At 58.9% G+C, this 23616-nt stretch carries 19 protein-coding genes and 1 rRNA gene; 3 read left to right on the top strand and 17 right to left on the bottom strand.

Annotated elements, in window-relative coordinates:
- The 17 genes from V8689_RS29280 to V8689_RS29200 form a co-directional block, all read right to left on the bottom strand.
- A complete protein-coding gene (locus tag V8689_RS29280) occupies positions 1-804 on the bottom strand; it encodes an ABC transporter ATP-binding protein (protein ID WP_056790599.1) in 804 nt (267 codons plus the stop codon).
- Entirely contained in the window at positions 801-1949 is a 1149-nt protein-coding gene (locus tag V8689_RS29275; protein ID WP_034129245.1) for an ABC transporter permease, read from the bottom strand. Before V8689_RS29275 ends, V8689_RS29280 begins: the two co-directional genes overlap by 4 nt.
- 54 nt (positions 1950-2003) lie before the next feature.
- On the bottom strand, positions 2004-3035 hold the full coding sequence (locus V8689_RS29270; protein WP_056790598.1) for a DUF5924 family protein: 1032 nt from the start codon (positions 3033-3035) through the stop codon (positions 2004-2006).
- Between the two features lie 68 nt (positions 3036-3103).
- Positions 3104-4486: a M16 family metallopeptidase gene (locus V8689_RS29265; RefSeq protein ID WP_056790595.1), complete on the bottom strand. Its 1383-nt coding sequence runs from the start codon at positions 4484-4486 to the stop codon at positions 3104-3106.
- A gap of 58 nt (positions 4487-4544) precedes the next feature.
- Complete coding sequence (locus V8689_RS29260) at positions 4545-6203, bottom strand: Na/Pi cotransporter family protein (protein ID WP_003187402.1); 1659 nt, start codon at positions 6201-6203, stop codon at positions 4545-4547.
- A 272-nt stretch (positions 6204-6475) separates the two neighbouring features.
- Positions 6476-7243, bottom strand: coding sequence for a TerC family protein (locus tag V8689_RS29255; RefSeq protein WP_003187403.1), 768 nt, complete (start codon positions 7241-7243; stop codon positions 6476-6478).
- Positions 7244-7310: 67 nt separating this feature from the next.
- Entirely contained in the window at positions 7311-8618 is a 1308-nt protein-coding gene (locus V8689_RS29250; protein WP_003187405.1) for a CitMHS family transporter, read from the bottom strand.
- A 396-nt stretch (positions 8619-9014) separates the two neighbouring features.
- Positions 9015-10976, bottom strand: a complete 1962-nt coding sequence (locus V8689_RS29245) for a DUF4105 domain-containing protein (protein ID WP_434520667.1) — start codon at positions 10974-10976, stop codon at positions 9015-9017.
- Positions 10973-11293 (bottom strand): DUF2388 domain-containing protein, encoded by a 321-nt coding sequence (locus V8689_RS29240; RefSeq protein WP_056790589.1) that lies wholly within the window; start codon positions 11291-11293, stop codon positions 10973-10975. Before V8689_RS29240 ends, V8689_RS29245 begins: the two co-directional genes overlap by 4 nt.
- 39 nt (positions 11294-11332) lie before the next feature.
- Positions 11333-11641: a DUF2388 domain-containing protein gene (locus tag V8689_RS29235; RefSeq protein ID WP_056790585.1), complete on the bottom strand. Its 309-nt coding sequence runs from the start codon at positions 11639-11641 to the stop codon at positions 11333-11335.
- 106 nt (positions 11642-11747) lie between these two features.
- Positions 11748-12068: a DUF2388 domain-containing protein gene (locus tag V8689_RS29230; protein WP_056790582.1), complete on the bottom strand. Its 321-nt coding sequence runs from the start codon at positions 12066-12068 to the stop codon at positions 11748-11750.
- Between the two features lie 330 nt (positions 12069-12398).
- Positions 12399-12614, bottom strand: a complete 216-nt coding sequence (locus tag V8689_RS29225; protein WP_003187413.1) for a DUF1127 domain-containing protein — start codon at positions 12612-12614, stop codon at positions 12399-12401.
- Between the two features lie 318 nt (positions 12615-12932).
- A complete protein-coding gene (locus V8689_RS29220; protein WP_003187414.1) occupies positions 12933-14426 on the bottom strand; it encodes an acetyl-CoA hydrolase/transferase family protein in 1494 nt (497 codons plus the stop codon).
- A 235-nt stretch (positions 14427-14661) separates the two neighbouring features.
- Entirely contained in the window at positions 14662-16098 is a 1437-nt protein-coding gene (locus tag V8689_RS29215; RefSeq protein ID WP_021491387.1) for an NAD(P)(+) transhydrogenase (Re/Si-specific) subunit beta, read from the bottom strand.
- Entirely contained in the window at positions 16098-16418 is a 321-nt protein-coding gene (locus V8689_RS29210) for an NAD(P) transhydrogenase subunit alpha (protein WP_003187417.1), read from the bottom strand. Before V8689_RS29210 ends, V8689_RS29215 begins: the two co-directional genes overlap by 1 nt.
- 15 nt (positions 16419-16433) lie before the next feature.
- Positions 16434-17555 (bottom strand): Re/Si-specific NAD(P)(+) transhydrogenase subunit alpha, encoded by a 1122-nt coding sequence (locus V8689_RS29205; RefSeq protein ID WP_056790578.1) that lies wholly within the window; start codon positions 17553-17555, stop codon positions 16434-16436.
- A 452-nt stretch (positions 17556-18007) separates the two neighbouring features.
- Positions 18008-18907 carry a LysR family transcriptional regulator gene (locus V8689_RS29200; protein WP_056790575.1) on the bottom strand — a complete coding sequence of 300 codons (900 nt, stop codon included), beginning with the start codon at positions 18905-18907 and terminating at the stop codon, positions 18008-18010.
- 157 nt (positions 18908-19064) lie between these two features.
- On the opposite strand from V8689_RS29200, the gene V8689_RS29195 reads away from it, so the two are divergent.
- From V8689_RS29195 to V8689_RS29185, 3 genes are all read left to right on the top strand, one after another.
- Positions 19065-20246 (top strand): acyl-CoA dehydrogenase, encoded by a 1182-nt coding sequence (locus tag V8689_RS29195; protein WP_056790573.1) that lies wholly within the window; start codon positions 19065-19067, stop codon positions 20244-20246.
- 13 nt (positions 20247-20259) lie between these two features.
- Complete coding sequence (locus V8689_RS29190) at positions 20260-21480, top strand: CaiB/BaiF CoA transferase family protein (RefSeq protein ID WP_056790570.1); 1221 nt, start codon at positions 20260-20262, stop codon at positions 21478-21480.
- Between the two features lie 565 nt (positions 21481-22045).
- Positions 22046-23582, top strand: a 16S ribosomal RNA gene (locus V8689_RS29185).
- Positions 23583-23616: the final 34 nt, after the last annotated feature.

Here is a 23616-nt window from a genome sequence, read left to right as displayed (position 1 = left end):
TCATACCTCGTTGAGCGATTGAGCGGCATCCAATGCCGCGCGGCCCCGGGGGCCGTGGAAATATTCGTGAATCCAGGCGTCGTTCGTTTCCGACACGACATCGATGGCGTCGGCCACCAGCACTTTCTTCTGCGCCAGCACCGCCACACGGTCGGTGATGGTGTACAGCGTGTCGAGGTCGTGGGTGACCAGGAACACACTCAAGCCCAGCGCATCGCGCAGGGTAAGGATCAGTTGGTCGAATTGCGCCGCGCCAATCGGGTCGAGACCGGCGGTGGGTTCGTCCAGGAACAGGATGTCCGGGTCCAAGGCGAGTGCGCGGGCCAGGGCCGCACGCTTGATCATGCCACCGGATAACGAGGCCGGGTATTTGTCGGCCGCCGACAGCGGCAACCCGGCTAGGGCCAGCTTGACCGCCGCCAAATGCTCGGCATCGGCGCGGCTGAGGCCGGCGTGCTCGATCAATGGTAGGGCCACGTTCTCGGTCACCGTCAGCGAGGAAAACAGCGCGCCCTTCTGGAACAGCACGCCAAAGCGGCGCTCTACCAGTGAGCGTTCATGTTCAGGCAGGCTCGGCAGGTTTTTGCCGAACACCCGTACTTGGCCTTCACTGGGGCGACGCAGGCCAACGATGCTGCGCAACAACACGGATTTACCGCTGCCAGAGCCCCCCACCACCGCCAGGATCTCGCCTTTGTACAAATCCAGGTCGAGGTTCTCGTGCACGCTTTGGCTGCCAAAGCGATTGCACAGGCCACGCACTTCAATCACCGCCTCTGTGGGCGCACGGTGTAGACGACTCACCAGCCCATCTCCATGAAGAACATCGCCGCGACCGCATCCAGCACGATCACCACAAAGATCGATTGCACCACGCTCGACGTGGTATGCGCGCCGACTGATTCGGCACTGCCGCTGACTTTAAAACCTTCCAGGCAGCCAATGGCCGCGATCAAAAAGGCAAAGATCGGCGCCTTCACCATGCCCACCAGAAAGTGCTGCACCCCAATGTCCGATTGCAGCAGCGAAAGAAACATCGCCGGCGAAATATCCAGGGCCACGGCACACACCACGCCACCGCCGACGATCCCCGAGAGCATCGCCAGGAAGGTCAGCATCGGCAACGCCACCAGCAGCGCCAGCACGCGGGGCAATACCAACAGTTCCATGGGGTCCAGACCCAGGGTGCGGATGGCGTCGATTTCTTCGTTGGCCTTCATTGAGCCGATTTGCGCGGTGAACGCACTGGCGGTACGCCCGGCGATGAGGATTGCGGTGAGCAACACGCCGAATTCACGCAGGAAGGAGAAGGCCACCAGGTCCACGGTAAAGATCGTCGCACCGAAGCTCTTGAGCACGGTGGCGCCGAGGAAGGCCACGACGGCGCCCACCAGAAAGGTCAGCAGCGCGACAATAGGCGCCGCATCCAGGCCCGTCTGTTCGATGTGGGCGACCATGGGCGTCAGGCGCCAGCGCTTGGGCCGCCAGATGCCGCGGGCGAAGGTTTCGAGGATCAGGCCGATAAAGCCCAGCAGCTTCATCGCGTCTTGCCAGACGGTGTCTACTGCGCGACCGATACGGGCCAGCACTTGAATGCCGGCGGCCTCTTCCGGCTCTTTGATCGGTACGCAAAAGTCATTGAGGGAGCGGTAGACGGTCTTGAGCAGTGCACGGTCGGCGGCTGCCAGAGTGCAATCGGTCTGTTCGGCAGAATGTTCGATGCGCGCAGGGCCCAGCAACTCCACCAGTAACGAGGCGCCGGCCGTATCCAGCGCACCGAGGCCGTTGAGGTCAATGCGGGCGCCGGCGTCGTATTGGCCGTCGAGTGTGGCCGACAGCTTCTTCAGGTGGGCGTAGTGGGCCAGCGTCCAGTCGCCGGTAATCCGTAGCGAAGGCGGGGTACTGGACGTATCAAGATGGGCCGCGCCGGCCGTCGTGCGAGTGGTCATAAGCTCCGAGCTTGTTTGGCTATCCACAATTGCTACGTAATAGCACGATCCGGCTTACTTTGGGTTGTCCGCTTGTGCTGTGTCTATCACCTTGAAGCGCAGAACGCCGATGACTTGCCCGTCTTCGGTGAGCACCTGCACCTGCCAGCGCCCTACGGCGTCAGCCGGAAAATTCTGCTTGTGGGTCCAGGCGCGATAGCCTTCCTTGCGCCCACCATGGATGTCCAGGGCAATGCGGTCGACTTCCTGGCCGTTGAATTTCCACACATGGTAGATCCGCTCATCCAGCCCGCGTGGCGCATTGATCGCGGTGTACGCATACAGCCCACCGCTGCGCAGTTGGGCGGCGGTGACTTGCTTGAGGTCGTCGCCCGGCGTGCGGTCTTGCAGTTGGGTGCTGATGGCGACTTCGGTCATCCACAGGGTGGCGGGTGGTACCCAACTGCGCAGGAACCAGCCGGCGCAGCCAATAGCGGCCGTTACCCCCAGCAGCATCGCCCAGCCCTTGAGGCTACGCAGCGGCAGGCTGACGGCCAGGCTTGGAATCGACAGGGCCATCGCCACACCCAACGCCAGTTTGTAACTCTGGGCGGTGGTCAGGTGCATGATGATCGGCAGTGCGGTCAGCAGCGCGGCGAACAGGGTCAGGGTGTGCAGGGCCAGGAACAGCGAGCGCTTGGGCGCCAGCCATTTGTAATACAGCGGGTCGATGATCGACACCAGCGCCGCCGCGCCCAACAGGCCAGTGAACAGCGATTGGCCGCTGTTCCAGGCGGTGGTGACGAAAAAGAAGGGCAGCACGAAAAACAGACTTTCCTGGTGGATCATCTGGGTGGCGTAGCGCAGCAGCGGTTCAGGGATCTCGCGATTGAAGACCTTGGTGAACAGTTGCGTAAAGCTGTTTTCCAGCATCAGCCACAACCAGCTCACCAGCATGATCACCGCGATCCAACTGGCCATGCCCTGCTGGCGGTCTACCAGAATGAAGCTGCCCACCCCCGAGATGAAACCGCCGAGTGCAATCACCCCTGGGTAGCGCTTGATCAGTTCTATAACGCGCTGGATGAGGGGCGGCAAGTTCGGCATGGGCGGTTCACTGGTTGTGGGAAAAATCTCAGACAGAATAACGCCTTAGCCCGATATTCTGTGCGTCATTACTCAACAGGTTTGCGATAAAGCCTTAGGCCGATCAAACCGATGATGATCAGGCCCAGCACGCCCGCGCCGATCCAGGTCAAGGCGTCATAACTCAACAGCGGTTTTTCGATGCGCCAGTAGCCAGGCTGCTGGAACGCTTCGCGCATGGCCTGGTTGGTTTGCGCCAGGCTTACGGCCTTGATGCGTCTGACCGGGTCGCTGAAACGCCCGTTGCTGTAGTCGCCGGCAGCACTCCAGTAATAGTCGGCCAGCGCGCTGTTGCCCTGTACTGCCCAGGCTTGGCGGGCAATGGCGGCCTGTTGCAGGCGCTTGAATACTGTCGGGTCGAGGCCGTCCTTGAGCAGTTGGGCCTTGAGGTCTTGCAAGACCTGCTCGGCTTCAGGGAGGTTTTCCCGCTCAAGGTCGGCATTCAGGCTGAGGAACCCAACGCCGCCGAGCACTTCGCGTTCTACCCACGGGCCGTAGGACAACCCGTGCTTGAGGCGCAGTTGCCGGTACAGCGCCCAGTCGAGGTAATCCTTGAGCAGGTTGTAGGTTTCATCATGCTGGTCGTCCAGCACAGGCTCGGGGAACAGCCAGTGCAGCTTGGCGCCATCGCCCACCCAGCCGCGGATCAGGTCGCGATGGCTGGCGGCGGTGTGCTGGATTTCGGGGAGCGGGCGATGTTCGCTTGGCTCCACCGGGTCGAGTTGACCATAGGTGCGTTCAAGGTAGGCAGGCAGCAGTTTGTCGAGATCGCCGACGACGATGAGGGTCATGTTGTTCGGCGCGTACCATTCGTTGCGCAGCTTCTCCAACTGATCGCGGGTGAGGTGGCTGACCTCGGCGCGTTCGGCGCACTTGAGGCCCAACTCCACGGCCAATTGGTTGCTGGCGCTGTGACCGAGGTCCTGGCGATCCAGCAGGCGTTGCAAGTGTGAGTAATGGCCGCCGTCTTCCCGCTCCACCACCTGTTTGGCGGCATTGATATGGGCGTCGGTCAGTTGCGTGCGCGTGAGGATTGCCAGCAGCAGGTCCAGCACCTTGCGTTGGTTCTGCGCGGGCGCCTCGATCACGAAGGTAGTGTCGGCGTTGCTGGTATAGGCGTTCCACTCGCCGCCCAGGGCTTGCATACGGTCTTCGAGGTCGCCTTCGCCGCCGCCATCAATGCCGCTGAACAGCAAGTGCTCGAACAGGTGCGGCAGTTCTTTTTCTTCGCAACCGAAGTCGTCCAGGCCCACCCCAACCACCAGGCGAATAGCCACGTGCCCACGCTCGGTGCCCGGTTTGAGCAGCAGTTGCAGGCCGTTGGGCAAGGTGTAGCCCTCGACTTGCAGGCGGTCAAAGGCAAAGGTGTGGGCCGAGCCCAAGAGCAGGCAGGCGAGTAACAGGCGACGCATAACAAGCTTCCTGGCGAATGAGGTCCATTGTTAACTGACTTCGCTCGCGGGCGTACGTTCAGGGCGAATGGGTGATGTCGGCAATACTTTCGGCAGAGAGCGCGCCGGTGTCGGACGTTTCCAACACTACATAAGCACTGCTGCAAAACAACGAGTTCAAGCGTTTCATGTCGGCAATCAGCTCCAAGTGCAGGGAACTGGTTTCCAGGCTCTGCACGATCTTGCGTTGCAGGCGGCTGACATGGGCGTGGGCCAGGCGGCGTTCCTGGGCGCGGAAGCGGCGCTTTTCTCGCAGTAATTGGCGGGCGCTTTCCGGGTCGCCGCTGAGAAACACCGACAGGCCCAGGCGCAGGTTGGCGATCAACTGGCTGTGCAGGCCGCTGAGTTCTTCCAGGCCCACTTCGGAAAATTGCCGGCGCTGCGAGGTCTTCTGTTGCTGGACCTTGCGCAGCATGCGTTCGATCAGGTCACCCGCCAATTTCAAGTTGATCGACAGCTCGATGATCTCGGCCCAGCGGCGGTTGTCTTGTTCACTCAGGTCTTCCCGAGGCATTTGCGCCAGGTAGAGTTTGATCGCGCTGTAGAGCGCTTCGACGTCATCGCTCAGGCTGCGCATTTCTTGGGTAACGGCGGTTTGGTTGCCGCGCAGCACTTCCTGCATCGAAGTAAGCATATTGTCGATCAAGTCACCCAGGCGCAGGGTTTCGCGGGCGGCGTTCGCCAGGGCCAGGCTTGGGGTATTCAATGAGGCCAGGTCCAGATGGCGTGGCTTGGCTTTGCCATTGGTTTCGGGGCGTTCCGGCAGCAGCCATTCGCACAGGCGGGCCATCGGCCCGATGGTGGGTAACAGGATCAGGCAGCGGCTGACGTTGTAGAGCAGGTGGAAGGTGATGACCATGCCCTGAACGCTGTAGTCCAGGCCGTCCATCCAGCCCACGAGCGGGTCAAGCACCGGAATGATCAGCAACAGACCGATCAATTTGTACAACAGGCTGCCCAGGGCCACTTGGCGACCGGCAGTGTTTTGCATGCTGGTACTGAGAAACGCCAGCACCCCGCTGCCGATGTTGGCGCCGATCACCAGGCCGATGGCCACGTGCAAGCCGATCACGCCGGCACCGGCCAGGGTGGCGGTGAGCAACACTGCGGCAAGGCTGGAGTAGGAAATCATGGCGAACAGCGCGCCGACCAGGGCGTCCAGCAAGATATCGCCGGTCAGCGAAGCGAAGATGACTTTCACGCCCTGGGCATGGGTAATGGGCCCGGCCGCTTCGACGATCAATTGCAGGGCGAGGATGATCAGGCCCAGGCCGATTCCGACCCGGCCCAACTGCCCTGCCCGCGTTTGTTTGCGCGACAGGAAAAAAATCACCCCGAGGAAGATCAGCAGCGGCGACAGCCAGGACAAATCGAACGTCAGCACCCGCGCCATCAAGGCCGTACCGACGTCGGCGCCAAGCATGGTGGCCAAGGCCGGCGTGAGGCTCATCAGCCCTTGGCCGACAAACGAAGTCACCAGCATCGCGGTGGCGTTACTGCTTTGCACCATGGCCGTCACCAGGATACCGGCGACAAATGCCAGCCATCGCTTGGACATGTTCTGCCCGATGACTTGGCGCAAATTGGAACCGTAGACCCGCAGGATGCCGGTTCGGACGATATGCGTGCCCCAGATAAGCAGGGTCACGGCGGAAAGCAGATTGAGCAAGGTCAGCATGCTCGGCCCCCCGTGTGGGTGCGCTCCAAAAGGAGCGAAGGAAAGTTACCGCGTGCCGCTCTACGTCTTGTACCTAAGCTGTAGTTGGCGAATGGGCTCTGCGCCAGCATCGCATAGCTAAACCTGGGATTGAAACAAAACTGTCATGAAGATCGTTCCCCACGCTTTGCGTGGGAACGCATCCTGTGACGCTCTGCGTCACTTTGCGGACGCGGAGCGTCCGAGAGGGCATTCCCACGCGGAGCGTGGGAACGATCACTCGCGGGTCAAATTTACTGACCCGGAATGTCCTTGCGCAGTTTCACTGGGTCCTGCTGTTTCTTCTTTTTCGCGATGGCGGTACGCATCTTGATGTTCACCGCTTCCACCGCCAGCGAGAACGCCATGGCGAAGTAGACGTAGCCTTTTGGCACGTGTACGTCGAAAGATTCAGCGATCAGCACGGTACCCACTACCAGCAGGAACGACAGCGCCAGCATTTTCAGCGACGGGTGTTTGTCGATGAACTCGCTGATAGTGCCGGCAGCCAGCATCATCACCAATACCGCAACGACGATGGCGGCAACCATCACCGGCACGTGGGAAACCATGCCGACGGCGGTAATCACCGAGTCCAGGGAGAACACGATGTCGATGATGGCGATCTGGATAATGGTGTAGATGAACTTGCCACCGGCGCCTTTGGGCTCGTCCTGGGTTTCATCTTCACCTTCCAGGGCGTGGTACATCTCCTGGGAGCTTTTCCACAGCAGGAACAGGCCACCGAAGAACAGGATCAGGTCGCGACCGGAGATGCCCTGGCCAAACACCACGAACAGGTCGGCGGTCAGTTGCATGACCCAGGTGATCGACAGCAGCAACAGGATGCGCGTAACCATGGCCAACGCCAGGCCGAAGATCCGAGTGCGTGCCTGCATATGCTTGGGCATGCGGCTGACCAGGATCGAAATCATGATGATGTTATCGATGCCCAGGACGATCTCAAGGGCCGTCAGGGTGAAGAAGGCAATCCAGATTTCCGGATTGGTCAGCCATTCCATGTGTATTCCTTTGAGCAAGTGTTAACCGCGCAAGCTGTAGCGCCGCGCGGTGAGTGAGTCGGTACGATTATAGAGTGCTGAACAGCGGAAAAATCCCCATCAGCAATGCGGCGAACATTATGCACAGGCACACCAGCACTGCCCACTTGAGCGTGAAGCGCTGGTGATCGCCGAATTCGATACCCGCCAGGGCAACCAGCAAGTACGTCGAGGGTACCAGTGGGCTGAGCAAATGCACGGGTTGCCCGACGATCGACGCCCGCGCCATTTCCACCGCGGTGATGCCGTAATGGCTGGCGGCTTCGGCCAGTACCGGCAGTACGCCGTAGTAGAACGCATCGTTGGACATGAAGAAGGTGAACGGCATGCTCACCAGCGCGGTGATCACCGCCAGGTAAGGGCCCATGGCTTCGGGGATGACCGCCAGCAGGCTCTTGGACATGGCGTCGACCATGCCGGTGCCCGACAGGATGCCCGTGAAGATACCGGCGGCGAAGATCAAACCCACCACCGCCAATACGCTGCCGGCGTGAGCCGCGACGCGGTCCTTCTGCTGCTGCAGGCACGGGTAGTTGACGATCATGGCGATACTGAACGCCACCATGAACAGCACTGGCAGCGGCAACAGGCCGGCAATCAAGGTGCACATCAACGCCAGGGTCAGGGCACCGTTGAACCAGATCAGTTTTGGGCGGCGGGCGTCGGGAAATTGCGACACGCTGATTTCGCTGTGGTCGATCTCGTCGCCTTGCAGGTGCAATTCACCCAGGCGCGCACGTTCGCGCTTGCCGTACATGTAGGCAATCACCAGGATCGCCACCACGCCAGCCGCCATGGCCGGGATCATCGGTACGAAGATGTCCGACGGGTCTACATGCAGCGCACTGGCGGCGCGCGCCGTCGGGCCGCCCCAGGGGGTCATGTTCATCACCCCACCGGCGAGAATGATCAGGCCGGCCATGATCCGTGGGCTCATGCCGATGCGCTGGTACAGCGGCAGCATGGCCGCGACGCAGATCATGTAGGTGGTGGCACCGTCACCGTCCAGAGATACCACCAACGCGAGCACGGCAGTGCCGACCGACACCTTGAGCGGGTCGCCCTTGACCATCTTGAGGATCTTGCGCACGGCCGGGTCGAACAGGCCGGAGTCGATCATCAAGGCAAAATAGAGGATGGCGAACATCAGCATCACGCCGGTCGGCGCAAGCTTGGTGATGCCTTCGAGCATCATCGGGCCGATCTTCGGTGCGAAACCGCCGAACAGCGCGAACAGGATCGGCACGATGATCAAGGCGATCAGCGCGGACAGGCGCTTGGTCATGATCAGGAACATGAACGTGATGACCATGGCAAAGCCAAGGAAAGTCAGCATAGGAATACTCCAGGCGTAGCGCGGCTAGGGAATGGCGGACCGAGTGGCGGTCAGCGCAGAACGAAAGGCACGAGGCGTACGGGTGGAGTTGGAGCGAACAGGCGGGTACGAGCGGACATCGGGAATCACCATTGTTGTTGTTAACAGCCGGTCTGTTGCCGGCAGTGGAGGCGATCCTAGACGGGGAAGCTTTCAGCCAGCTTTCGCTGAGAAAACAGCTGATGAAGGGCGTCGGGTTTGCGCAGCCCAAAATGTGGCTGGCTTGATTTTGTAGGAGCGAGCTTGCTCGCGAAAAACGTCAACGATAACGCGGGCTTCCTGTAGAAACGCGGCGCCTGTGAGTTTTTCGCGAGCAAGCTCGCTCCTACAAGGGCAAGCTAGCTTACACAGTGGTGTTCAGGGCAGTTCGAGGCCGCCGGCGGCTTTGTGCAAGGCCCGCAAATGCTCACCCACCTGTTTGAGGTTGGCTTCACAGGCGGCAATCTCGGCGGCGCGAGACGGATCGAGCAGCGCCCTCACCTCCTTATCCAGCTCGCCGGTCAACGACTGCAACTGCTTCTGGCGTTCGGCGCTCTCCGATTCCAGGAGCTTGGCTTCCGAAGGTTGCGGCAGGCCATAACCCCCACTGTCCAGCAACTCGGCCGGGCGACTCAGGAAGCCGCTGTTCGCGAGAATTTGCTGCAGCGTGTTGTTGGCTTTCTCCATTCCGCCGTATTTCAGCTCGCGGGCATTGAGATAGCGTTGTTTGACCTCATCCTGGGCGAGCATCAGTTGTTTGCGATAGCTGGCCTGCTCCAGCAGCAACAGCGCGGCGCTGGTACGCAGGTCGGCCTGGCTGAACCATTGGCGACGCGCTTGCGCATCCAGGGACAACCAGTCTTCGACCTGGGTCTGCTTGATCGGCAGTTGCTTGCGCAACACATCGAACATGGCTTGGTAACGCTCGCGGAACGAGTCGAAGTGATACCCAAGCCGCAGTGCTTCGCGCTTGTCGTTCAATACGCTGGTATCGGCCAGGCCGCGGGCGCTGAGCACTTCCAGCAAACCGTTGGGGGTGATGTTGTCCAGGCCGGTCAATTGCGGATTGGCGCTGCCACTGCGCAACAGTTTCAGGTTTTCGACCGCACAATTGTTGGATATAAAAAAGTAGTTGCCGTCATAGCTCCAGTGCATCTCAGCCGCATGTTCGACGGTGTCGTTGATTTCCTGGCGGCTGAGCTTCAGCGGCACCGACGCCAAGCCGCGCAGTTCGGTCTTGGTGTATTCATCAATGACTTGGGCCAGCGGCAGGACGAAGAGCCGCGACGGGTATTTGCCCACCAGGCCATCCCAGCTCGACAGCTGAACGTCACCGACGAAGGCGCGGTAAGACAAGACCAGGTGCCGGTCCAGATCCAGCCGACAATCCGGGCCACGTGGGCGGCCCGGTGCGCAAATCACCAGGCGCAACATGCTATGGCCCCAACGGCTCACTAGGTTCTGGTTGGCTTCGGCAAGCAGATAGTCGATTTCATACACGCGTTCCGGATCGATCTGGCCCAGGGGCGTCTTGGCGAAATCGTTGCCTGCGTTCAGGAAGGGATAGGTGCTGGCGCAGGTGTCTTGTTCGGGTGGCGCCCAGCCGAAGTGGTCCTTGTAATAACGGAACAGCGCGGGGCGGCGACAGGCGTAGCTGGGGTCCAGGAGGAAGTACTCCATGTTGACCGCGACGAATTCCAGCGGGCTGGTGGTTTCGTAGATGTCCGGGCTGCGCACCACCTGATGGTTGTGCTGCTCACGCTCGCCGCGCCGACCCACATATTGTGGCCAGCCGGCAAGGTCCAGCAGGCGCGGGTCGTCACTGAGGGTAAAGCGGCGGTCGTTCTGGCCACGGCACTGGTCGGGCAAGCCGATCAAGCCGGTGATGTTGTTCTGACGGCTGCAGCGCTGGATCAGCGTGCGCTCGTCCTTGGACCACAGGCGCGCACGGTCGTAGATGTGGGTCAGTTCATGCAGCACGGTGGCGAGCATTTCCCGGCGCACAGTACCGTGGGGGCGATTGGTTTTCTGGGTGGCGGCGCTGCCGTCAGTCAGGCTGGCGAGCAGGTTCTGGTTGAGGTCCAACTCGGACACCAGGGATGCCTGGCCGTAGGCGTTTTCAGGCATCTTGTCGGTCCAGCCGACATCAATACGTCGGTCCAATTGCTCGACAAAGCGCGGCGGCAAGGAGCGCAGCGCTTCATCGAGCAATGCCTGGCTGGCCTGCTGTTCGGCCGGGCTCAAGCCTTCGGTCTTGAGCCGCAGTTGCAAGCCGGCCTGGGCCGTACTTGCGCACAGCAGCACGGCCCCGGCCAGGAGCCAGGTTTTGAGGCGCCTCACAGAGCGAGGATAGCTTCTGCGAGGGTCTGGTCGCTGGCATCACGGGCTTCTGGCACGCGGGTGCGAAGGGTATCGAACGCGGCTTCCAGCTGGGCGCCACGGATCTCGCCATGGGTGGCGACGAAACTGGCGGCGTCATCATGGGCTTCGCGCACGATCTTGGAGTCGCGGATGGAGGTGGTGGTGTCCGAGGTGAAATCAATGGTGCGTGCCGAAGCACGCACGACGATGTTGCTGGTGGCCTTCAAGGTTTGCGCCTGGGCGACATCGGCCAAAAACAGCAGGCCGAGGGCGGCGACGATCAGCGGGCTACGCATGGGGTGACTCCAATGACAAAGATAGAAATACAACGATGATTATTGGACGAGAATTGCTTGCGCCAGTTCAAGGTCGCTTGCATGAAGTTTTGGCTGGGTACGGCGTAGATAGTCCAGCGCGGACTCCAGCCGTGCGCCCCGCCATTGGCCGTCAGTGGCAATGAAAGCGGCAGCATCATCCCGAGCGGCCAGGACCAACTTATTGTCGAACGGCGCAGAGGTCACTTTGCTGGTTGCATACACGCTGACAACAGTGCTCTGGGTGGACACATCCAACGCTGAAGCCATGGGTGACCAGCAGGCGCAAAACAGAACAGGGACAAACAATAAACGGTATGAAAAAGCCATGGGACTCGACAACTGAAAACGAGCGCCAAGGCTAGCGCAACCGCCGGGCGAGAGCCAGCGTCGAGCCATGCGGGAGCGGCGGGCGCTCCCGTCTGGTTGCCGTGGATCAGATAGCCAGGATGGCCTGTGCCAGCTGTGCATCGGTAGCGGTGTTCAACTGCGGCGCTTGTTGGCGGATCTGGGCCAGAGCGCTTTCCAGTTTCACGCCACGGATGGCGCCTTGGCTGGCGACAAAGCTGGCGGCGTCGTCACGGGCCGCTTGTACGACCTTGTTGTCGCGCAGGGATGAGGTGGCGTCAGACGTGGCATCGGAGGTTGCCTTCAAAGCGCCGACGATTGAGTCGGTCGTCATGATCAGGCTGCTCGCGTTGGCATTGGCAGCCAGGGTCAGCACAGCGGCAGTGCACAGCAGGCGAAGACGGGACATGGGGTAACTCCTGTAGACGAATAATAAGGTGGCGCGAAACGGCCACAATGAAACGGACTGGGACTGTCGAGCATCAGACGCACGCTCTACAGGGTTCGCCACGTGGTGAACGGATATTAGGCGTGTGCCGGGCTATTCGGAAGCCTGTAATTAAACTGTACCTGTCATATTTTAGTAATTTAAAACTGTATCTGTTTGCTTGTATCGAGCCAATCCAATGCGCTATCGCAGATACAACAAAGCCCGCCTCCGGTTACCCGGGGCGGGCTTTGCTTTGACAAATCAGGTTGCTGGCAGTGGACCCGTCAGGTCAGGGCCAGCGGGCGCCACTTAGCGCCAGAACGGCTTGCTCAGCTCTTCGTAGCGTTGAGCTTCGCTGATACCGGCGTCAGCCAGCAGACGCGAATCCAGGCGAGCCAACTGGTGGCGGCTGGAGATGCGGCGCTGCCACAACATCAGGTTGGCGAGAACGCGCAAAGGCAGGGAAGCCTGGGTGTTTACAGCTTTTTCTTCGAAGAACAGTTCGGAACTGAGTGTACGTTCCATGATGACATCCTTCCGCTTGTGGCGGGATTAGGTAGTGGTTTAACTGATGCCAATGATCCTCTTCCGGGGCAAGACTCTCTAGATACAGTTCACCTGTATTGTGAGAGGCCAGTTAACTGTTTAAAGAGGCTGTACGGTACGAAATTAGGGCAACTGTACCTGTGCGCACTTAAAAGGTGCGAAAACGGCATTTTTGAGTTGGTGCGTGGGATATTTCGGTAGGAAAAGACCAGTACAGCAGTACAGTTTTTTCAAGAAGTGCGGGTGAGTTCACCGAGCTGATGAAACTGTATTTGCATCAGCCCGGATCTGTATTCATCAAGCCTTGAGCATATGCCCGGTTTCTTCCAGGTTGATGTGCCAACTCAGTGCTTCGCGCAAGATGTGCGGGGTATGCCCACCGATGGCGCAGGCGGCATCGAAGTAAGTGTTGAGCGCATCACGATACGCTGGGTGCACGCAGTTATCGATGATGACCCGAGCGCGCTCCCGTGGCGCCAGGCCCCGCAGATCGGCAAGGCCTACTTCGGTGACGAGAATGTCCACGTCATGTTCGGTGTGGTCCACATGGCTGACCATCGGTACCACGCTGGAAATTGCGCCGCCTTTGGCAATGGACTTAGTGACGAAGATCGCCAGGTGCGCATTGCGGGCGAAATCCCCGGAGCCGCCGATGCCGTTCATCATCCGCGTGCCGCAGACGTGGGTGGAGTTGACGTTGCCGTAGATATCGAACTCCAGCGCGGTATTGATACCGATGATGCCCAGGCGCCGTACCACTTCAGGGTGGTTGGAAATTTCCTGCGGGCGCAGCACCAATTTGTCCTTGTAGTGCTCCAGGTTGCCGAACACATCGGCATTGCGTCGCTCCGACAAGGTAATCGAACTGCCGGAGGCAAAGCTCAGCTTGCCGGCGTCGATCAGGTCGAAGGTCGAATCTTGCAACACTTCCGAGTACATGGTCAGGTCTTCGAACGGCGACTCGATCAGCCCGCACATCACCGCGTTGGCAATATTACCGATGCCGGCTTGCAGCGGCCCGAGCTTGTTGGTCATGCGCCCCGCATCGACTTCTTGCTTGAGGAAGTTGATCAGGTGGTTGGCGATGCCTTGGGTATCGCTGTCAGGCGGTGTCACCGTGGAGGCGGAGTCCGCCTGGTTGGTGATGACGATGGCGACGATTTTCTCGGGCGGAATAGGAATCGCGGTGCTGCCAATACGGTCGTCGACTTTCACCAGCGGAATCGGTGTGCGCGTTGGCCGGTAGGTCGGGATGTAGATGTCGTGCAGCCCTTCCAGGTTCGGGTTGTGCGCCAGGTTGATCTCGACGATCACCTGTTTGGCAAAAATCGCGAAGCTGGCCGAGTTGCCTACGGAGGTAGTGGGCACGATATGGCCCTGCTCAGTGATCGCGACGGCTTCGATCACGGCGATGTCTGGCAATTTGAGCTGATTGTTGCGCAGTTGCTCGACGGTTTCCGACAGGTGCTGGTCGATAAACATCACCTCGCCGGCATTGATCGCCTTGCGCAGGGTGCTGTCGACTTGAAAGGGCATGCGTCGTGACAGTACGCCGGCTTCGGTCAACTGCTTGTCCAGGTCATTGCCCAGGCTGGCGCCGGTCATCAACGTGATCTTGAGGGGCGACGTCTTGGCGCGTTCGGCCAGGGCGTGGGGGACTGCCTTGGCTTCACCGGCACGGGTGAAGCCGCTCATGCCGACGGTCATGCCGTCCTCGATCAGTGCAGCGGCGTCTGCCGCGCTCATGACCTTGTTCAACAACGAAGGCAAGCGGATACGATCACGGTACATGAATTGTTATCTCTGGCTACGGAAAGCAAGGTGGGCAGTGTAGTGATTTCAAAAAGTTTCGGCCCGCTACCATGGTCGAATGCCAGGTCGCGATTTAGAGCCTTTGGTCGGGTTTCATGTGTGTGCAAAGCGGGACGCAGAGCATCCCGGGATGCGTTCCCACGCAGAGCGTGGGAACCATAAAAAACCCCAGCCTACGTGAGGCCAGGGTTTCGGGTATTGCGCTGGCGCAGTGTTATTCGACGGCCTTGACCATGTCTTCGATGACTTTCTTGGCATCGCCGAAGACCATCATGGTCTTGTCCAGATAGAACAACTCGTTGTCCAGGCCCGCATAGCCGCTGGCCATCGAGCGCTTGTTGACGATGATGGTCTTGGCCTTGAACGCCTCGAGGATCGGCATGCCGGCGATGGGTGAGTTCGGGTCGTTCTTGGCGGCCGGGTTGACCACGTCGTTGGCGCCCAACACCAGCACCACGTCGGCCTGGCCGAACTCGGAGTTGATGTCTTCCATCTCGAACACCTGGTCGTAAGGCACTTCGGCCTCGGCCAGCAATACGTTCATGTGCCCCGGCATGCGGCCCGCCACTGGGTGGATCGCGTACTTTACGGTGACGCCGTGGTGGGTCAGCTTCTCGGTCAGTTCCTTGAGCGCGTGTTGTGCCCGCGCCACTGCAAGGCCGTAGCCTGGGACGATAATCACGGTGTCGGCGTTGGTCAGCAGGAAGGTGGCGTCATCAGCGGAGCCGGACTTCACCGGGCGTGCTTCTTTAGAGCCTGCCGCAGCACCCGCATCCGGCGCATTGCCGAAACCGCCCAGCAGCACATTAAAGAAGGAACGGTTCATCGCCTTGCACATGATGTACGACAGGATCGCGCCGCTGGAGCCCACCAGGGAGCCGGCGATGATCAGCATCGAGTTGTTCAGCGAGAAGCCAATGCCCGCCGCTGCCCAGCCGGAGTAGCTGTTGAGCATCGACACCACCACGGGCATGTCGGCGCCGCCAATCGGGATGATGATCAGCACACCCAGTACAAAGGCCAAGGCCAGCATCAGCGCGAACGCAGTGAGGTTGCCGGTGAACATGAACGCCAGGCCCAGGCCCAGGGTTGCGAGACCGAGCACCAGGTTCAGTTTGTGTTGGCCGCCGAACTGTACCGGTGCACCCTGGAACAGGCGGAACTTGTACTTGCCCGACAATTTGCCGAACGCGATCACCGAGCCGGAGAAGGTGATTGCACCGATGGCGGCACCGAGGAACAGTTCCAGACGGTTACCGGCCGGGATCGAATCGCCCAAGTGCTTGACGATGCCCAGGGACTGCGGTTCGACCACGGCGGCAATGGCGATGAACACCGCTGCCAGGCCGATCATGCTGTGCATGAACGCGACCAGCTCAGGCATCTTGGTCATTTCAACACGCTTGGCCATGATTGAGCCGGCGGTGCCGCCAACCAGCAGGCCAACGATGACGTAGCCAATACCGGCAGTCGCCAGTTCAGCCCCCAGCTTATAGATGAGGCCGACGGTGGTGAGTACCGCCAGCGCCATGCCGAGCATGCCGAACAAGTTGCCGCGCCGCGAAGTGGTCGGGTGCGAGAGGCCTTTGAGGGCCTGGATGAAACAGATCGACGCGATCAGGTAGAGCGTCGTCACGAGATTCATGCTCATTACTTGGGCGCCTCTTCTTTTACTTTCGGGGCTTTCTTCTTGAACATCTCAAGCATTCTGCGGGTGACCAGGAAGCCACCGAAGACATTTACTGCTGCCAGAGCGACCGCCAGGGTGCCCATGGTCTTGCCCAGTGGCGTCACGGTGAGAGCGGCGGCGAGCATGGCGCCGACGATAACAATCGCGGAAATGGCGTTGGTCACGGCCATCAGCGGCGTGTGCAGCGCGGGTGTTACGTTCCAGACCACGTGATAACCGACATAAATCGCCAGCACAAAGATGATCAGGTTGTAGATACCGGGGGAGATAAGCTCTTCCATCGTCTGAATCCCTGCTTAGGCGTTTTTGCGTATGACTTGGCCGTCGCGGCACATCAGGCACGCGGCGACGATGTCGTCTTCGAGGTTGATTTCAAACTGCCCTTCCTTGGTGAAGACCAGCTTCAGGAAGTCCAGCAGGTTGCGCGCATACAAGGCCGAGGCGTCGGCGGCGACAGCGCCCGCGAGGTTAGTCGGGCCGCAGATGATCACGCCGTTTTCCACCACTACCTGATCGGCCACGGTCAGCGGGCAGTTGCCACCCTGGGCTGCAGCGAGGTCGATGACCACCGAGCCGGGTTTCATCTGCGCCACGGTATCGGCGCTGAGCAGGGTCGGAGCCTTGCGGCCCGGGATCAGGGCGGTGGTGATGACGATGTCGGCCTGTTTGGCGCGTTCGTGCACGGCCAGGGCCTGGCGCTGCATCCAACTGCTGGGCATCGGGCGCGCGTAGCCGCCGACACCAACGGCGCATTCACGCTCTTCATCGGTTTCGTAGGGGACGTCGACAAACTTGGCGCCCAGAGATTCGATCTGCTCCTTTACAGCCGGGCGTACGTCGGACGCTTCGATCACCGCGCCCAGGCGCTTGGCCGTAGCGATGGCTTGCAGGCCTGCCACACCGGCGCCGAGGATCAGTACGCGCGCGGCTTTTACAGTGCCGGCAGCGGTCATCAGCATCGGCATGAAGCGCGGGTAGTGATGAGCGGCCAGCAACACGGCCTTGTAACCGGCGATGTTGGCTTGCGAAGACAGCACATCAAGGCTTTGAGCGCGTGACGTGCGCGGCGCGGCTTCCAGGGCGAAGGCGGTGATGCCGCGCTCGGCGAGCTTGGCGATGGTTTCGTTGCTGAACGGGTTGAGCATGCCCACCAACACGGTGCCACTTTTGATCAGCGCAAGTTCGCTGTCGCTGGGGGCAACCACTTTGAGAATCAGCTCGGCGCCAAACGCGTCGTTGGCACTGCCAATGGTGGCGCCTGCCGTTTCATAGGCACTGTCGACGATGCTGGCATTGATGCCTGCGCCGTTTTGTACAGTGACCTTATGGCCCTGGCCGATCAGCTTCTTGATGGTTTCCGGGGTGGCAGCCACCCGCGTTTCACCGGTCTGGGTTTCGAGAGGAACACCAATGTGCACGTCAAATCTCCTGCATGATCTTTTTGCTTTTGATCTTTTTGTAAAAAGGCCAGTGCACCGCGAGTGGCGCAGCTGGGGCGGCCGATCAGCACGATCCCGCTGAAATGACAGCGGGGCGCGGCATTTTGCAGGCGAACTTTACGGCCATCAAGGGATTATGACGGGTGACGAAAAATTAACTACAAGTCACCCTGTGACTGATTGTCGCAACAAGCTGAAATAACCTCTTTAAATACAGGTCTTTAAAGGCGTTCAGGCGTTTTCGGTCTGTTTTTCCATTGCCAGTGTGAATAGTCGTGCATTGGCCGGTAAGAGTCGCTACGAGCCATGAGATACATGGCTTTTAGCCTTATTTTTGGCTGACAAGTACAGTCTGTTTAAATGCGACATATACGTACATCTGTAGGATCTTAATTTATTTGACTACAAAGTCAGTAATTGAGCTTTGCCCTTCATTTACATGGGGTGTAGCGTTTTGACTGGTCGAGCAGCCAGTCCCTGAATGCATGCAGAGAGGCGGATTCGACCTTTTTGTCAGGAATCATCAGGTAATAAGCCTTTTCGCTGGTCAGTGCTTCGGTGCTCGCGATTACCAGTTGTTGCTCCTTCAGCTCCCGCTGTATGAGGAAGGGAGGAATCAGGGCGATGCCCATGTCATGCATGGCCGCTTGAGACAGCATCGAGAATAGCTCGTATCGAGGGCCTGTCATGTCGCGAGGGATGCTCAGTTGTTGGGCGTTGAACCATTGGCGCCAGGCGTAGGGGCGTGTGGTCTGCTGCAGCAGGGGCAGCTCGGCGATCTGTTGAGGGGTGAAATGCGTGCGGTCGCCGAGTAAGCGTGGGCTGCACACCGGTACTGGGTTCTCGCCCATTAACCTGTGAGATTGCGTGCCCGACCAATCGGCATCCCCGAAGTAGATGGCGGCATCGAACTCGGTGTCGGCGAACAGGAAGGGCCGCGTACGGTTTGTCAGGTTTACCGTGACTTCCGGGTGCTGATGTTGAAAATCCTTCAGGCGTGGGATCAGCCACTGCGTGCCGAAGGTAGGTACCACCGCCAGTTCGATCACATTGGCGCCCTGCTGGCCCATCACTGACAAGGTGTCGCGCTCTACGGCGTCCAGTTGCGTTGCAACCCTGCGGCTATAAGACAGCCCCGCCTCCGTCAGCTTCACTCCACGGCGTGAGCGGCGAAACAGCTCGACACTCAAAAACTCCTCCAGGCTGGCTATCTGTCGGCAAATCGCGCCTTGGGTGATGGAAAGCTCCAATGCTGCCTTGGTGAAGCTCTCGTGGCGGGCTGCAGCCTCAAAGCTGATGAGTGCGGTGGTACTGGGGATTTTTCTGCGCATGTACGTTGCCCTCACAGATAAAGCGCATTTCTGGGCTTTTTGAGTGTTACGAAGTGAGAAATTAGCACAAGCCTATGCAAAAACCTCGTTTGCCCTCTGCGCTGACCGCGCCTAGTCTGGTTCCACGACTTCTGATTTTTTCCGCGAGGACTTATTCATGGCTGGCAAGGCAAGCTTCAACTGGATCGATCCACTGCTGCTGGATCAACAGCTCACCGAAGAAGAGCGCATGGTGCGTGATAGCGCCGAGCAATTTGCTCAGGACAAACTGGCTCCTCGTGTGCTCGACGCCTTTCGTCATGAAAAGACAGACCCCGCTATTTTCCGTGAGATGGGCGAGACCGGTTTGCTGGGGGCGATGATCCCTGAGCAGTACGGTGGCAGTGGTTTGAACTACGTGAGCTACGGTTTGATTGCGCGTGAGGTCGAGCGTGTCGACTCCGGCTATCGCTCGATGATGAGTGTGCAGTCCTCCCTGGTCATGGTGCCGATCAATGAGTTCGGTACCGAGGCGCAAAAACAGAAGTACCTGCCCAAACTGGCCTCTGGCGAATGGATCGGTTGCTTCGGGCTGACCGAGCCCAACCATGGTTCCGATCCGGGTGCGATGATTACTCGTGCACGCAAAGTGGATGGCGGCTACAGCCTGACCGGCGCCAAAATGTGGATCACCAACAGTCCGATTGCGGATGTGTTTGTGGTGTGGGGCAAAGACGATGCAGGTGATATCCGTGGCTTCGTCCTGGAAAAAGGCTGGAAAGGCCTGAGCGCTCCCGCTATCCATGGCAAGGTGGGTCTGCGGGCCTCGATTACCGGTGAAATCGTCATGGATAACGTATTTGTGCCGGAAGAAAATATCTTCCCGGATGTGCGTGGCTTGAAAGGTCCTTTCACCTGCCTTAACTCGGCACGGTACGGGATTTCCTGGGGCGCGCTGGGGGCTGCTGAGTTCTGCTGGCATACCGCGCGCCAGTACACACTCGATCGCCAGCAGTTTGGTCGCCCATTGGCGGCCACTCAGTTGATCCAGAAGAAGCTGGCCGACATGCAGACCGAGATTACCCTGGCCCTGCAAGGTTGCCTGCGCCTGGGTCGGATGAAGGATGAGGGGACGGCGGCGGTTGAGATTACTTCGATCATGAAGCGTAACTCGTGTGGCAAGTCATTGGATATCGCGCGCATGGCCCGGGACATGCTGGGCGGCAACGGCATCTCCGACGAATTCGGAGTGGCGCGCCATCTGGTCAACCTGGAAGTGGTCAACACTTATGAAGGGACCCATGACGTGCATGCCTTGATCCTGGGGCGCGCGCAAACCGGTCTTCAAGCGTTCTATTAATAGGAGCATGGGCATGGGCGCGCTTTCGCATCTGCGAGTGCTGGATTTGTCGCGAGTACTCGCGGGCCCTTGGTCCGGGCAGATTCTTGCAGACCTTGGGGCCGAGGTGATCAAGGTCGAAAGGCCGGGCAGCGGCGATGACACGCGCGCTTGGGGGCCGCCCTTCCTTAAGGATGCGGATGGCGAGAATACCAGTGAGGCGGCGTATTACCTGTCGGCCAACCGTAATAAAGAGTCGGTGACCATCGACTTTACGCGGCCGGAAGGCCAGAAACTGGTGCGCGATCTGGCTGCCAAGTCGGACATCCTGATCGAAAACTTCAAGGTGGGCGGCCTTGCGGCCTATGGGCTGGACTATGAATCCCTCAAAGAGGTTAACCCGGAGCTGATTTACTGCTCCATCACCGGGTTTGGTCAGACGGGCCCCTATGCGATGCGCGCCGGCTACGATTTCATGATCCAGGGCTTGGGCGGGCTCATGAGCCTGACCGGGCGGCCTGAAGGGGATGAAGGCGCCGGGCCGGTAAAGGTTGGCGTAGCCTTGACCGACATCTTGACCGGGCTTTATTCGACCGTGGCGATCCTGGCTGCGTTAGCTCACCGCGATCACGATGGGGGTGGGCAACATATCGACATGGCGTTGCTGGATGTGCAGGTGGCTTGCCTGGCGAATCAGGCGATGAATTACCTGACAACCGGGGCGCCGCCCAAGCGCCTGGGGAATGCTCACCCTAATATTGTGCCCTATCAGGATTTCCCCACTGCCGATGGAGATTTCATCCTCACCGTAGGCAATGACGGGCAATTCCGTAAGTTCGCTGAAGTCGCCGGTCAGCCACAATGGGCGGATGACGTGCGTTTCGCCACCAATCGCGCGCGAGTGGCTAATCGTGCGGAGCTGATTCCTTTGATTCGTCAGGCGACGGTCTTCAAGACGACCGCTGAGTGGGTGTCGCAGTTGGAGCAAGTGGGCGTGCCATGTGGGCCGATCAATGATCTGGCGCAGGTGTTTTCCGATCCTCAGGTCAAGGCGCGTGGTTTGGCGATTGAGCTGCCTCACGCATTGGCGGGGACGGTGCCCCAGGTTGCGAGCCCGATACGCTTATCCAAGACGCCTGTGGAGTATCGGAGTGCGCCTCCTTTATTGGGGGAGCATACGCTTGAGGTGCTGCAGGGGGTTCTGGGGTTGGGAGCTGCTCATGTGGCCGCATTGAAGGAGGCGGGCGTTATTTGAACTTCCCTTCTATATAGACGCTCAGAGGATGCTGGCTGTTTTTTAACCGAAGCTAACTTATTGATAGAAAAGCAAAATTAAGAGTTGACGGCGAATTATAACTGTCTATAATTCGCCCCACTTCCGGCGCAGTCGAAACGTAAAACTCCTTGGTAAACAAAGAGTTACGCAGTTCTCGACAGCAAGTTGCTTCAGTTCATCGAAGTCAAAAGGAAGTTGAAAAAGAGGTGTTGACAGCAGCGTGTAACGCTGTAGAATTCGCCTCCCGCTTACGAGAGATCGCAAGCGCAAGTGGTTGAAGTTGTTGAAGAATTCTTCGAAAACTTCTGAAAATAACCACTTGACAGCAAATGAGGCTGCTGTAGAATGCGCGCCTCGGTTGAGACGAAAGATCTTAACCAACCGCTCTTTAACAACTGAATCAAGCAATTCGTGTGGGTGCTTGTGGAGTCAGACTGATAGTCAGCAAGATTATCAGCATCACAAGTTACTCCGCGAGAAATCAAAGATGTAACCAACGATTGCTGAGCCAAGTTTAGGGTTTCTTAAAAACCCAAAGATGTTTGAACTGAAGAGTTTGATCATGGCTCAGATTGAACGCTGGCGGCAGGCCTAACACATGCAAGTCGAGCGGTAGAGAGAAGCTTGCTTCTCTTGAGAGCGGCGGACGGGTGAGTAATGCCTAGGAATCTGCCTGGTAGTGGGGGATAACGTTCGGAAACGGACGCTAATACCGCATACGTCCTACGGGAGAAAGCAGGGGACCTTCGGGCCTTGCGCTATCAGATGAGCCTAGGTCGGATTAGCTAGTTGGTGAGGTAATGGCTCACCAAGGCGACGATCCGTAACTGGTCTGAGAGGATGATCAGTCACACTGGAACTGAGACACGGTCCAGACTCCTACGGGAGGCAGCAGTGGGGAATATTGGACAATGGGCGAAAGCCTGATCCAGCCATGCCGCGTGTGTGAAGAAGGTCTTCGGATTGTAAAGCACTTTAAGTTGGGAGGAAGGGTTGTAGATTAATACTCTGCAATTTTGACGTTACCGACAGAATAAGCACCGGCTAACTCTGTGCCAGCAGCCGCGGTAATACAGAGGGTGCAAGCGTTAATCGGAATTACTGGGCGTAAAGCGCGCGTAGGTGGTTTGTTAAGTTGGATGTGAAATCCCCGGGCTCAACCTGGGAACTGCATTCAAAACTGACTGACTAGAGTATGGTAGAGGGTGGTGGAATTTCCTGTGTAGCGGTGAAATGCGTAGATATAGGAAGGAACACCAGTGGCGAAGGCGACCACCTGGACTAATACTGACACTGAGGTGCGAAAGCGTGGGGAGCAAACAGGATTAGATACCCTGGTAGTCCACGCCGTAAACGATGTCAACTAGCCGTTGGAAGCCTTGAGCTTTTAGTGGCGCAGCTAACGCATTAAGTTGACCGCCTGGGGAGTACGGCCGCAAGGTTAAAACTCAAATGAATTGACGGGGGCCCGCACAAGCGGTGGAGCATGTGGTTTAATTCGAAGCAACGCGAAGAACCTTACCAGGCCTTGACATCCAATGAACTTTCTAGAGATAGATTGGTGCCTTCGGGAACATTGAGACAGGTGCTGCATGGCTGTCGTCAGCTCGTGTCGTGAGATGTTGGGTTAAGTCCCGTAACGAGCGCAACCCTTGTCCTTAGTTACCAGCACGTAATGGTGGGCACTCTAAGGAGACTGCCGGTGACAAACCGGAGGAAGGTGGGGATGACGTCAAGTCATCATGGCCCTTACGGCCTGGGCTACACACGTGCTACAATGGTCGGTACAGAGGGTTGCCAAGCCGCGAGGTGGAGCTAATCCCATAAAACCGATCGTAGTCCGGATCGCAGTCTGCAACTCGACTGCGTGAAGTCGGAATCGCTAGTAATCGCGAATCAGAATGTCGCGGTGAATACGTTCCCGGGCCTTGTACACACCGCCCGTCACACCATGGGAGTGGGTTGCACCAGAAGTAGCTAGTCTAACCTTCGGGAGGACGGTTACCACGGTGTGATTCATGACTGGGGTGAAGTCGTAACAAGGTAGCCGTAGGGGAACCTGCGGCTGGATCACCTCCTTAATCGACGACATCAGCTGCTCCATAAGTTCCCACA

It is taken from the genome of Pseudomonas sp. AK181 (assembly GCF_051122975.1).
GTDB classification, from domain to species: Bacteria; Pseudomonadota; Gammaproteobacteria; order Pseudomonadales; family Pseudomonadaceae; genus Aquipseudomonas; species Aquipseudomonas lactis.
This window is presented reverse-complemented; position numbering and strand designations above follow the sequence as displayed.